The organism is Yersinia similis (genome assembly GCF_001053095.1).
Taxonomy (GTDB): domain Bacteria; phylum Pseudomonadota; class Gammaproteobacteria; order Enterobacterales; family Enterobacteriaceae; genus Yersinia; species Yersinia similis.
In genome coordinates this window covers 43,193-55,439 of record NZ_CGBP01000008.1, presented here as the reverse complement: position 1 = coordinate 55,439, position 12,247 = coordinate 43,193, and the positions used below count along the sequence as shown (strand labels likewise).

The window sequence follows — 12,247 nt, the reverse complement described above, 5'->3', positions numbered from 1 at the left end:
GGCATAAGCGCCCTGAGGTATCTACTTCAAATAAGTGATCTGAGTGAGTGAATATAGGCACTGCCACTGCCCCTAATTTCAAGTACGCAAGTACAAAAGGATTAAGGTGGCGGTTACAGGTCGGCCAGCAAGATTTTTGAACGGCGCTGATAGTTATACAGCTCCTGTTTTTGAATGGGTAAAACATCTACCTCTGCAGGTGTAAAACCGCGTTCCTGGAACCAGTGAATGCTGCGTGTGGTCAGCACAAACAGCTTTTTAAGGCCCATTTGCCGCGCCTGATTGGTTATCCTATTCAGTAGCATCTCTCCCCGGGAGGAGCTGCGATAATCTGGATGGACCGCGACACAAGCCATTTCACCAATATGTTCATCAGGGAACGGATAGAGGGCGGCGCAAGCGATAGTTAAATTATCCCGTTCAATAATAGTAAACTTATCGATCTCCATCTCTAATTGTTCACGTGAACGGCGCACCAAGATCCCTTGTTGTTCCAATGGGCGGATCAGTTCCAAGATACCGCCGATGTCGTTGATAGTGGCTCGGCGTACTTGCTCCGCACTTTCCATGACAATCTGGGTACCGATACCGTCACGGGAGAAGAGTTCTTGAATCAGAGCACCATCTTCCTGATAGCTGAGTAAATGGCTACGGCGCACACCGCTGCGGCATGCTTTAACTGCGCCACGCAGAAAACGTACTGTGCCCGAATTATAATCCCCATCTTGTTCCAGGTCTTCAATCCGCTTTTGCGCATCGTTTGGAAACAGCTCTGAAATAATATTACCTTCGCTATCAGTCACCCCTTGCGATGAGCAGAATCCAATCATTTTCTCAGCTTTCAGTTTGATGGCTAACTGAGTCGCAACTTCCTCTGATGTGAGATTAAAACTCTCACCCGTGACCGATACCGCAACAGGCCCCAGCAAAACGATAGCACCATTATCCAATTGGCGATGAATCGCTTCTTCATCAATGCGCCGGATACGCCCACTATGGCAATAATCAACACCATCATCCACACCTAGCGGTTGAGCAATGATAAAGTTACCGCTAACTACGTTGATATGTGCACCTTGCAGTGGGGTGTTGTTCAAACTCATTGAAAGTCTGGCTGTGATATCCAGTTGTAATAAACCGGCTGCTTGCTTGACCATCTCGAGAGTCCGGGCGTCAGTCACACGGGTATGTTTATGATAAATAGGTTCGTAGTTATGATCTGCCAGATTACTGTCAATCTGTGGTCGGGCACCGTATACCACGACTAATCTGATCCCAAGGCTATGCAATAAGCCTATATCGTTGACGATACTAGAGAAGTTTTCATGTTCAATCGCTTCGCCACCCAACATGACAACAAATGTCTTGCCGCGGTGCGCATTGATATAGGGAACTGAGTGGCGAAATCCTTGAACCAGTTCGGTACTACGTTCCTTCACGGCAGATCCTCTTTTGAATTTTTATTCGGTATTTTTGTATTTTTATTCTTTTTTGACCAAGATGGCAAGCACGAAATTGATACTAACTGCATATACATAAAGTGTATGCATTAATAAACTGAGTAACATAAAGATGTTTTTCTAATGACAGCATTAAATTGATTCGTTAAAGTTTTTCCTCATAATTTTTTTTGGTTTGTTTTTTTATTAGATTTTAGTTGTTACTTTGGAGTTACATGGCAGATTCAAATCATAATTCTGGTCGTCGCCGTTTATTACAAGGTGCCGCAGCAGCTTGGATGCTGAGTATAAGCCGGGTTGGATTTGCCGCATCTTCACATATTGTCGCTGTCCGGGTATGGCCCTCTTCTACTTACACCCGAGTCACATTAGAGTCAAATACACCACTGAAGTACCGCCAATTCGCCTTAACTCATCCTGATCGTATTGTTGTTGATATTGAAGGCGTACAGCTAAATAGCGTATTGAAAGAGATCAGTCGGCAAGTTCAATCCGCTGACCCTTATCTTAAACAGGCGCGGGTAGGGCAGTTTGATAAAAATACTGTCCGTTTGGTATTGGAATTGAAGCAAAGTATCAGCCCTCAATTATTTACTCTAAAACCTTTCGCTGAATTTCGTAATCGCTTGGTGGTCGATCTGTACCCTGCTGAGGGGGGCACATCGGCAGAAGATGATCCTCTGCTGGCCCTATTGGAGGATTATAATAAAGGTAATGTGGATCGAACCTTGCCACCAGAAACGCCCAAAGCAGGTAAAGCAGGGCGTGACAGACCCATTATTATCATGTTGGATCCTGGGCATGGCGGGGAAGATCCGGGGGCTATTGGCAAAAATAAAACCAAGGAAAAAGACGTCGTGCTACAAATTGCCCGTCGGCTACGGGCGTTGATTCAGAAAGAAGCCAATATGCGGGTGTTTATGACTCGTAATGAAGATGTCTTTATCCCACTGAAAGTACGCGTGGCAAAAGCACGTAAGCTTCGTGCGGATTTATTCATTTCGATTCATGCCGATGCTTTTACCAATCGGGCGGCGAGTGGCTCCTCGGTCTTTGCTTTATCGACCAAAGGAGCCACCAGTGCTGCCGCTCGTTTTCTGGCCCAGACACAAAATGAGGCTGATCAGATTGGTGGGGTTAGCAAAAGTGGTGACCCTTATCTTGACCATACCATTATTGATTTATTACAAACCGCAACTATCAACGATAGCTTGAAGTTTGGTAAAGAAGTACTGAGTCGGATGAGTAAAATCAACAAATTGCACAAAAATCGTGTCGATCAAGCAGGATTTGCGGTATTAAAGGCACCTGATATCCCATCAATTCTGGTAGAAACTGCGTTCATCAGTAATTTGGAAGAAGAGAGGAAATTACGCACCAGTCGTTTTCAGCAACAGATAGCGGAATCTATTTTTTCTGGTATTAAAGCGTATTTCGCTAATGGTGGGGCAATGGCGCGATTGTGATTGGTATTTCTGTAAAATAATGGGTGTTTCTGTCAAAAATAGAGTGACTATAAATAGCGTGGTTATAGTTCAATGCACTAGGGCGAAGCTATTATGTAGCAGGCGCAGATAAGCACTTGCGCTTAGGGGAGTGCCAGGGAAGGCATAGAATGCCAGAAACAAAAAAACACCCGATAGGGTGCCTAATGATGATATCAATATGATTAAGAATTGGTTGCGGGGGCCGGATTTGAACCGACGACCTTCGGGTTATGAGCCCGACGAGCTACCAGGCTGCTCCACCCCGCGTCCGTCTTAATACTTATTTTCTATCTTACTGCTGTTTCTTTCACGATATTATAATGTAATTGGTTGCGGGGGCCGGATTTGAACCGACGACCTTCGGGTTATGAGCCCGACGAGCTACCAGGCTGCTCCACCCCGCGTCCGTCATTACACTATTAACTCTGCACTAATCAGTTTTATACAAGTCAGCTTTTTATCGCTTAACTCTTTACCACTTCTTAATTCAAATGTACCGCTATTTTACTGAATACATCTTAAATTTCAACACTATCGAACTACATTTGATACTGCTGGTAATCAGTATCGGTTGGTTGCGGGGGCCGGATTTGAACCGACGACCTTCGGGTTATGAGCCCGACGAGCTACCAGGCTGCTCCACCCCGCGTCCGATTGAGCGCACTATACTCTGGATGAGATCTGTTGCAAGTAGTTTTACCATAAAATTCCTGTAAATATGTTTTTTCGATTATTTTATCGTCTATCTGTTTTTTTTTTCTCCATAACAGTCATTGAGATTTTTTTCTGCCTGCTGATTCCTTTATCCATAGGCGTTTGTTATCGTTCGCCGGTAGATAAAATGAGTTAAAGAGAAGGCGTGAAATGACAAGTCGTTGGGGCAAATACCTACTGAGTGGAATAATGATTGCCGTTCTGGCTGGTTGCCAATCACGGCCAACCGATCGTGGGCAACAATATAAGGATGGTCGTCTGGAGCAATCACTGGAACTGGTGAATGAACCCAATGCGACAGGTAAGCCAGTCAACGCCAAAGATTATTCTGATCAGGTGAAAGTGATTAATCAGTCTTCACTGGGTCTGTATAACCGCAACAGCGATACATTCAATGCGGTACAAAACTGGATGCTGGCTGGTGCTGATACCAGTAAGTTGAGTTTGTTTGGTTTGAATGCTTATCAGATGGAAGGTGTAGATAACTTCGGTAACGTACAATTTACCGGTTACTACACACCTGTGCTTCAGGCCCGCTACACGCCACAAGGCGAATTCCGTCATCCGCTGTATCGTATGCCTGCTAAAGGAAAACGCCGTTTACCGGATCGGGCGGCGATTTATGCTGGTGCGCTGGATAACCGTAATTTAATCATCGCGTATACCAATTCACTGGTAGACAATTTCATGATGGAAGTTCAGGGCAGCGGCTATGTTGATTATGGTGATGGGCGGCCTCTGACATTCTTCGGTTATGCGGGTAAAAATGGTCACGCTTACCGCAGTATCGGCAAAGTACTTATTGATCGCGGTGAAGTAGCAAGGGCTGATATGTCGATGCAGGCTATCCGTCAATGGGCTGAAAACCACAGTGAAGCTGAAGTCAGAGAGTTGTTGGAGCAGAATCCCTCTTTCGTTTTCTTTAAACCGGTAATGTATGCGCCAGTTAAAGGAGCCAGTGCGGTCCCATTGATTGCTAAAGCCTCTGTGGCATCAGACAAATCACTGATTCCGCCGGGTACCACCCTGTTGGCAGAAGTGCCTGTACTTGATGACCAAGGAAAATTTACCGGTAAATATCAAATGCGTCTGATGGTGGCATTGGATGTTGGGGGCGCAATAAAAGGCCAACATTTTGATATTTATCAGGGGATTGGTCATGAGGCAGGTCAGGCCGCTGGGTTCTACAACCATTATGGCCGGGTCTGGGTACTGAAAAATGCACAAAGCAGTGGTCCGTTGTTCACTGCTTATAAAGGTGGCACGCAGAGCGAGCCTGCCAGCAATGATTCGTCATTACTGGTGAATAATCAGGATCGATAAGTCAGCGGATATGCAGGGTAAACATTTGTTTTGATTAAGCGGCCAATCGGCCGCTCAGACTGCTGACAAACCCCGATGACGTGATCTTGAACGGTGAGGATAGGCAGAGGAGTAAAGCGTCCGCGCCAAGGATGGCGCGGCTCGAGCCTACATGGATGTATTTACGGCGTCTTTACGATCTGCCTGTTCTCTCCGTCGCGGGCACTTTGTCAATAACCTCCCGCTTTTCCATGAGTACTTAGAATCTTATTGAGTACGAAGAGTATTTTTTGAAGCCATTTATTATTTCTACGTTATTAAGGTAACAAGTCTATGAGCACAGCCTATTCCGAAGCTTACCAACAGCGGTTTGGTGGTATTGCACGCCTCTATGGCCAACAAGCATTGGCGCTTTTTTCACAGGCGCATGTTTGTGTCATCGGTATTGGCGGCGTAGGTTCATGGGCGGCGGAAGCATTGGCGCGTACTGGTATCGGTGCGATTACACTAATTGATATGGATGATGTTTGTGTCACGAATACTAACCGTCAAATCCATGCTCTGCGCCACAACATAGGGCAGGCTAAAACAGACGTCATGGCCGAGCGTATTCTGGCCATCAATCCTGAATGCCATGTGACTTGTATTGATGATTTTATTACTGCGGATAATGTCGCTGAGCTTTTAAATAAGAATTTCAGCTATGTTATTGATGCAATTGATAGTGTGCGCCCAAAAGCTGCGCTATTGTCTTACTGCCGTCGCTATAAAATCCCAGTGGTGACTACCGGTGGAGCGGGTGGGCAAATTGATCCAACCCGTATTGCAGTGGTTGATCTGGCTAAAACTATCCAAGATCCTTTAGCTGCTAAACTGCGCGAAAGACTGAAAAATGATTTTAACGTGTTGAAAAATAGCAAAGGCAAGCTGGGTATTGATTGCGTTTTCTCCAGTGAGCCTTTGGTCTATCCACAAGCCGATGGCTCTGTGTGTGCATCCCGTAGCACTGCCGAAGGACCTAAAAAAATGGATTGTACCTCTGGATTCGGTTCGGCAACGATGGTCACTGCCACGTTTGGCTTTGTTGCTGTGTCCCATGTATTGAAGAAGATGATGGCTAAAGCGGCCCGTCAGCATGAGTCAGCCGCCACTGCGTCATAATCGCTTATTTTTCTATATAATTATTATTCTGTATAGAGTTATCGTTCTGCGTATTTGGCCGCGATGGTTCGTACACCTTGAGCCAGTGCTTGTAACCCGTTAGCTCGCGAGGTGCTGAGTTGTTGGCGCAGCCCCAGTTGCTCAAACAGGGCCAAGGGGTCTGCGGCCAGCACCTGTTGTGGTGTTTTCCCCTCTACGGCGGTTAGAATCACGGCTAGTAGCCCCCGCACTATACGGCCTTCACTGTCGCCATAGAAATGCAACGTGCCATCTGGCAAATGTTGGTGTCCGAGCCAGACTCTGTTTTCACAACCCGTCAATTCTAGCCCATTTTGTTTCAATGTATCCTGCAGCGGTGGGAGTTGCTTGGCCAGCAGAATTAACTGACGGTAGCGATCCTCCCACTGTTTGTGAACACTGAATTTTTCGATCAGGTCAGTAGCCGTAATGTCATGGCCAAAAGGATGTGGGGCAATCATCATATTCTCATCTTATTTTCATATTGATATTTACACCCGCCATTCTTCAAGTTACTTGTATGTTGACTGCTTTCGGTCACTTGATTGCCGCCCCCTTGCCACTGGAATTATTTAGGGTATATCGAAACGATCGTTGGCAGCAGTTAGTCTCGAAGCAGTTCCAATGCCTTATCAAGCGCAGAGCAAAGCATTTCAACATCTTGGGGTGTATTATAAGGCGCAAAAGAAGCCCGCAGACTGCCATTGACTCCCAGAGCTGCCATCAGTGGCTGCGCGCAGTGCTGCCCAGCACGTAGTGCGATACCTTGTTCGGCCAATAACGCCACTAAATCACTGTGATGAACACCATCGAAAGTAAATGCTAATAAACTGGATTGCTGGCAACGGTAACTGTGAAAACCCGGTAATTGTGCGAGCTTATTTTCTGCCATTGTAGCTAAACCTTGGCTATAAACTTCGGCCTCTTCCAGATCAATATGTTCCAGCCATTTGAGTACCGCTGATAAACCAATAACGCCAGCAATATTGGGTGTACCCGCTTCAAAGCGATAAGGCACTTCATGAGGTGTAAAGCCCCCGAATGATGCATGGGTAAGCATTTTACCGCCGCCTTGCCAGGCGGGCATCTCTTCTAATAATTCAGTCTTCCCATACAGCACGCCAATGCCGGTTGGGCCATACAATTTATGGGAAGAGAATGCATAAAAGTCAATATCCAATACCTGAACATCGGCTGGGCAATGAACAATTCCCTGAGCACCGTCAACCACGACAACACAGTCATATTGGTGAGCCAGCCTAATAGCCTGAGCCAGATCAGGGCTACCGCCTGTTACGTTAGACATCTGCCCCAGCGCTAAGATGCGTGTCTTCTCATTAAGTAATTGAGGTAGTTGTTGTAAATCTGGCAGGTGATCAAGGCCAATCGGTAATTTGACTATTTTGGCACCGGTTTGCTCCGCTACCATCAACCAGGGAATTAAATTCGCATGATGCTCAGCTTCGCTGACAATAATTTCATCTTCAGGCCGTAAACGGGGGCGGGCATAACTTTGCGCGATCAGATTGATGGCTTCAGTTGTTCCGCGTGTCCAGATAATATTTTCTGCTGTGGATGAGTTAATAAAATCAGCCACTTGTTGGCGGGTGTTTTCAAAACGAACCGTTAATGATAATGCCGATTGATGTTGGCTGCGGTGTACCGTTGCTGAATCCTGCTGATAAAATTGCTGCGTCGCTTCAATCATTGCGCGTGGTTTCAAGGCGGTCGCCGCACTGTCCAGATAGGTTAATTTATCACTGAGCGCAGGGAATTCTCGACGAAAATCTATTGGGTTAAAAACTTTCATACTGTTGTTGGCATCCTGTGAGTGACCTCGAATTTTTTTGCTTTTATCATGGTCACGTGTTTGAGCAATGATGTTGTGCATACTGACGTTATACACATTGACGTTATACACATTAGTGATGGTTGCACTATCGTTGCTGATGGTAAACCGAAAGTAGACGATGAGACAGAGATGATCAGTCACCCCGGTATGAATGGTGTCTGACAATAGGTAAATCGCTAAGAAGTAAAAAATGACTAAAGATAACGAGCTTAATGCTAAACCGAGAGGGAAAAGAGGCCTGATACAACGTTAGGAGGTATCAGCAGCAACTTAAATTTAATCTCGAAAATAGGATAAAAAAAAGCACCGCCAAAATAGCGGTGCTGCATAAAATCACTATGGACAGACAGGGTAAATGTACAGGAAGTGAAAAAAAGCAGTAGCTTAGCTACTATGTCTGGCATACCAGACCATTTGCAAACACAACATCACAACCACAAAGCCAAAAGCATTTCAGTACCTGGGATACCAAACCTACTTTTCGTTCCGGCTCGGGGAAGTGCCGTCACTATAGGTATTTACTAGCGCATCCTCAATGGACAATTTATAATGGCTCGGATTATAAAAACTAATAAGTAAACAAAGGGTTTCATCTGATGATGGGCCGTTATAAAAAAGTGTCCAATTCATGTCAAAACGATTACCACCCCTGAATGCCTTGCGGGCTTTTGATGCCGCCGCCCGTCACCTAAGTTTCACTAAAGCAGCCGAGGAGTTATTTGTTACTCAAGCCGCTGTTAGCCACCAGATCAAATCGCTGGAGGATTTTCTTGGGCTGAAATTGTTCCGCCGACGTAATCGCTCTTTGCTGTTGACCGAAGAAGGGCAGAGTTATTACCTCGATATCAAAGAGATTTTCACTTCTATTAATGAAGCGACTCGTAAGTTGCAAGCGCGCAGTGCTAAGGGGGCGTTAACCGTCAGTTTACCGCCCAGCTTTGCCATTCAATGGCTGGTTCCTCGTTTGTCAGGATTTAATGCGGCCTACCCAGGTATTGATGTGAGGATCCAAGCGGTGGATCGGGAAGAAGATAAGCTCGCTGATGATGTGGATGTCGCGATATTCTATGGCCGCGGCAATTGGAGTGGGCTGCGTACAGAACGCTTGTATGCTGAATTCCTATTGCCAGTCTGCGCACCTAGCTTACTAACCGGTGAGAATGGATTAAAAGTACCATCAGATCTGGCTAATCACACCTTGTTGCATGATACTTCACGCCGTGACTGGTTAGCGTATACCCGCCAACTGGGGGTACCGCAGATTAATGTGCAGCAAGGTCCGATATTTAGCCACAGCGCCATGGTGGTTCAGGCCGCGGTTCATGGACAAGGGATTGCTTTGGTGAATAATGTCATGGCTCAGTCTGAGATCGAAGCGGGCCGATTGGTTTGCCCGTTTAACGATGTTTTGGTGAGTAAAAATGCTTTTTATCTGGTTTGCCATGACAGTCAGGCAGAACTGGGTAAAATAGCCGCCTTCCGTCAGTGGATACTGGCAAGGGCTGCCAGTGAGCAGGAGAAGTTACGTTTTCGTTATGATAACTGATCAATCACAGTGTTTGGTTAATTATAATGTTTGGTTAATTATAATGTTTAGTTAATCACCGCACTTGATTGATTACAGTGTCTGCGTAGTAATGACAACCCATTCACGATGGTCACTCGCCACGATACAATAGGGCGAGTGTACCGGGCGATATAACGATAACTTTGTCTAATTTAAGGTTAGTAACGATGAACAGTCGTTTAATGCTGATATTTTCCGCTCTGAGCGGTTTTTTCTATGTTGCTTTCGGCGCCTTCGGAGCTCACGTATTAAGTACCTCTCTGGGGCCGAATGAAATGGCCTGGATTCGTACCGGACTGGAGTATCAGGCGTTCCATACGTTGGTTATTCTAATATTAGCGGTTGCGATGCAACGGCAGGTTAGTCTTTGGTTTTACTGGAGTGGTGCCTTGTTAGCGCTCGGAACGCTACTCTTTAGCGGCAGTTTATACTGCCTGGCTCTATCACACCTGAGACTGTGGGTATATATCACGCCAGTAGGCGGAGTATGTTTTCTGGCGGGATGGATTTTGATGTTGATTGGCGCACTGCGTCTAAGAAAAAGGGCAGAACGCCATGAATAATAAAATTGCTTTATATTGCCGCTCCGGCTTTGAGAAAGAGTGTGCGGCAGAAATAACAGAGAAGGCTGCACAGCTCGAAATCTTTGGTTTTGCACGGGTAAAAGAAAACAGTGGCTATGTATTGTTTGAATGCTACCAGTTAGAGGATGCGGATCGACTCATCCGTGAAATACCGTTCCGCGAGTTTATTTTCGCCCGCCAAATGATGGTGGTGGGGGAGTTATTGAAAGACTTACCCCCAGAAGACCGTGTGTCACCGATCGTGGGAATGTTGGTTGGCGTTATTGAAAAAGCTGGCGAGTTACGTGTTGAGGTGGCCGACACCAATGAAAGCAAAGAGTTACTCAAGTTTTGCCGTAAGCTGACCGTGCCTCTGCGTAGCGCCTTGCGTGAACAGAAAATTCTGTCCGCTCGAGAGAATGCACATCGGCCAGTGGTGCATGTGTTCTTTATTGCACCGGGTTGTTGTTATGTTGGTTATTCTTACAGCAATAATAACTCTCCATTCTACATGGGGATCCCTCGACTTAAATTCCCATCCGATGCACCAAGCCGCTCAACCTTAAAACTGGAAGAGGCATTCCATGTATTTATCCCCGCAGATGAATGGGAAGAGCGTTTAGCCAGTGGTATGCATGCTGTCGATTTAGGCGCTTGCCCCGGTGGCTGGACTTATCAGTTAGTACAACGCAGCATGATGATACAAGCGGTTGATAATGGTTCGATGGCACAAAGCCTGATGGATACGGGGCAGGTCACACATCACCGTGCCGACGGTTTTAAGTATGAGCCTACCCGCAGCAATATTTATTGGTTAGTGTGTGACATGGTAGAAAAACCAACAAAGGTCACGCAGCTTATCACTAAATGGCTAGTCAATGGTTGGTGCCGTGAAGCGATCTTCAACCTGAAATTACCAATGAAAAAGCGCTATGAAGAAGTTGTACAAAATTTGGCAATGATGGATGAGCAGTTGAAAGAAAACGGTATTAATGCTGATATCCATGCCAAACAGCTCTACCATGACCGCGAAGAAGTTACGGTACATGTCCGTCGTATCTGGTCGGGTGCACCGGGCCGCCGTGATGAGCGTTATTAGGTTTTAGCGATAGCGTAACATCATATTTAAGGGGCCTATTGGCCCCTGAGGTTATTGACAAAGTGCCCGCGACGGAGAGAACAGGCAGATCGTAAAGACGCCGTAAATACATCCATGTAGGCTCGAGCCGCGCCATCCTTGGCGCGGACTCTTTACTCTTCTGCCTATCCTCACCGTTCAAGAGTGAGTCATCGGGGTTTGTCAGCAGTCTGAGGGGCCTATTGGCCCCTTAGTTTTTATGCGTATATTATTTTTTCAAACGTAACTGTTGTAGATTGCCACTCAATAATAAGTCCGTTTTCAGCGTGGCGATTTGTTTGCAGGTAAACGCCATCTGTTGGTGTTGTTGTAATTTTTTACGCCATTTCTCCGGTATTGATTCCAGATTCTGATAGAGCACTTCCAACGTATCGGCTTGTTGCAGTAGCAGCGTAGCGGTTTTGGCACCAATGCCTGCGACACCTGGAATTTTACTGCTGCTGATCCCCGCCAGCCCCCAATAATCAGGTAATTGATGGGGCAATACACCAAACTCCTGCTTCACAAACGGCATATCCAGCCATCGCTTTTGGAAATAGTCACGAATTTGGACATTGGGAGCCAATAACTGGCAATAGCCTTTATCGGTAGAAACGATGGTTACCTGATGGCCTGCGCCAGCGATTTTTGCCACCAGAGTAGCGGCTAAGTCATCGGCCTCATTACCGGGTGAATGCCAGCATGCTACCCCTAATTCATTAAATGCCTGGCGAATTAGTGGCATTTCCTGTTGCAGGTTATCAGGCATGGGAGAGCGGCCAGCTTTGTAATCTGGCAGGCATTGATGTCGCCAGCTATCAGAGCGGTCATCTTCATCAAAAACGGCAACGGCATGGCTGGGTTGACTGTGTTGAATCAGTTGTTGCAGTGCTTGCTGGCAGGCCTTAATACAAGGTGACCCCTGCACCGCATGAATACGGCGAATCAAATTCAGGGCATCGACAATAAGAAGGTGTATTTGCATAACCTGTTTTATGTAAGGGCT

General features: G+C 46.2%; 12 protein-coding genes, 3 tRNA genes and 1 pseudogene. 8 read left to right on the top strand and 8 right to left on the bottom strand.

Going from position 1 to position 12,247, the window contains the following annotated elements:
• Positions 1-113: 113 nt before the first annotated feature.
• Complete coding sequence (argA, locus tag AC971_RS08190; protein WP_002211624.1) at positions 114-1,439, bottom strand: amino-acid N-acetyltransferase; 1,326 nt, start codon at positions 1,437-1,439, stop codon at positions 114-116.
• Positions 1,440-1,675: 236 nt separating this feature from the next.
• Between argA and amiC the strand changes: the two genes are divergently transcribed.
• Positions 1,676-2,926, top strand: a complete 1,251-nt coding sequence (gene amiC, locus AC971_RS08185) for an N-acetylmuramoyl-L-alanine amidase AmiC (RefSeq protein WP_025381014.1) — start codon at positions 1,676-1,678, stop codon at positions 2,924-2,926.
• Positions 2,927-3,137: 211 nt separating this feature from the next.
• Here amiC and AC971_RS08180 read toward each other — a convergent pair.
• From AC971_RS08180 to AC971_RS08170, 3 genes are all read right to left on the bottom strand, one after another.
• A tRNA-Met gene (locus AC971_RS08180) sits at positions 3,138-3,214 on the bottom strand.
• A 60-nt stretch (positions 3,215-3,274) separates the two neighbouring features.
• Positions 3,275-3,351 (bottom strand) — tRNA-Met (locus tag AC971_RS08175).
• A 168-nt stretch (positions 3,352-3,519) separates the two neighbouring features.
• Positions 3,520-3,596 (bottom strand) — tRNA-Met (locus tag AC971_RS08170).
• 215 nt (positions 3,597-3,811) lie between these two features.
• On the opposite strand from AC971_RS08170, the gene mltA reads away from it, so the two are divergent.
• From mltA to tcdA, 3 genes are all read left to right on the top strand, one after another.
• Complete coding sequence (gene mltA / locus AC971_RS08165; RefSeq protein ID WP_025381013.1) at positions 3,812-4,984, top strand: murein transglycosylase A; 1,173 nt, start codon at positions 3,812-3,814, stop codon at positions 4,982-4,984.
• A 151-nt stretch (positions 4,985-5,135) separates the two neighbouring features.
• On the top strand, positions 5,136-5,237 hold the full coding sequence (locus AC971_RS24220) for a gluconate 5-dehydrogenase (protein ID WP_144236038.1): 102 nt from the start codon (positions 5,136-5,138) through the stop codon (positions 5,235-5,237).
• 59 nt (positions 5,238-5,296) lie between these two features.
• Positions 5,297-6,124: a tRNA cyclic N6-threonylcarbamoyladenosine(37) synthase TcdA gene (gene tcdA / locus AC971_RS08160; RefSeq protein WP_025381012.1), complete on the top strand. Its 828-nt coding sequence runs from the start codon at positions 5,297-5,299 to the stop codon at positions 6,122-6,124.
• A gap of 38 nt (positions 6,125-6,162) precedes the next feature.
• Here the strand turns inward: tcdA and csdE are convergent, their stop codons facing one another.
• Together csdE and csdA are read right to left on the bottom strand one after the other, a co-directional pair.
• Positions 6,163-6,606, bottom strand: coding sequence for a cysteine desulfurase sulfur acceptor subunit CsdE (csdE, locus tag AC971_RS08155; RefSeq protein WP_025381011.1), 444 nt, complete (start codon positions 6,604-6,606; stop codon positions 6,163-6,165).
• 140 nt (positions 6,607-6,746) lie between these two features.
• Positions 6,747-7,952: a cysteine desulfurase CsdA gene (gene csdA, locus AC971_RS08150; RefSeq protein ID WP_025381010.1), complete on the bottom strand. Its 1,206-nt coding sequence runs from the start codon at positions 7,950-7,952 to the stop codon at positions 6,747-6,749.
• A 90-nt stretch (positions 7,953-8,042) separates the two neighbouring features.
• Between csdA and AC971_RS22875 the strand changes: the two genes are divergently transcribed.
• From AC971_RS22875 to rlmM, 4 genes are all read left to right on the top strand, one after another.
• Positions 8,043-8,156, top strand: coding sequence for a DUF903 domain-containing protein (locus tag AC971_RS22875; RefSeq protein WP_080984334.1), 114 nt, complete (start codon positions 8,043-8,045; stop codon positions 8,154-8,156).
• A 466-nt stretch (positions 8,157-8,622) separates the two neighbouring features.
• Positions 8,623-9,540, top strand: coding sequence for a transcriptional regulator GcvA (locus AC971_RS08145; RefSeq protein ID WP_025381009.1), 918 nt, complete (start codon positions 8,623-8,625; stop codon positions 9,538-9,540).
• 188 nt (positions 9,541-9,728) lie between these two features.
• Positions 9,729-10,124 (top strand): DUF423 domain-containing protein, encoded by a 396-nt coding sequence (locus AC971_RS08140; protein WP_025381008.1) that lies wholly within the window; start codon positions 9,729-9,731, stop codon positions 10,122-10,124.
• Entirely contained in the window at positions 10,117-11,223 is a 1,107-nt protein-coding gene (rlmM, locus tag AC971_RS08135; RefSeq protein ID WP_025381007.1) for a 23S rRNA (cytidine(2498)-2'-O)-methyltransferase RlmM, read from the top strand. The genes AC971_RS08140 and rlmM overlap by 8 nt, the downstream gene beginning before the upstream one ends.
• 47 nt (positions 11,224-11,270) lie before the next feature.
• Here rlmM and AC971_RS25080 read toward each other — a convergent pair.
• Positions 11,271-11,339 (bottom strand): annotated as a pseudogene (locus tag AC971_RS25080) (gluconate 5-dehydrogenase); the annotation flags it as partial.
• 131 nt (positions 11,340-11,470) lie between these two features.
• The gene (gene xni, locus AC971_RS08130) at positions 11,471-12,226 is read right to left on the bottom strand and encodes a flap endonuclease Xni (RefSeq protein WP_025381006.1); all 756 of its coding nucleotides are present in this window, start codon (positions 12,224-12,226) and stop codon (positions 11,471-11,473) included.
• Positions 12,227-12,247: the final 21 nt, after the last annotated feature.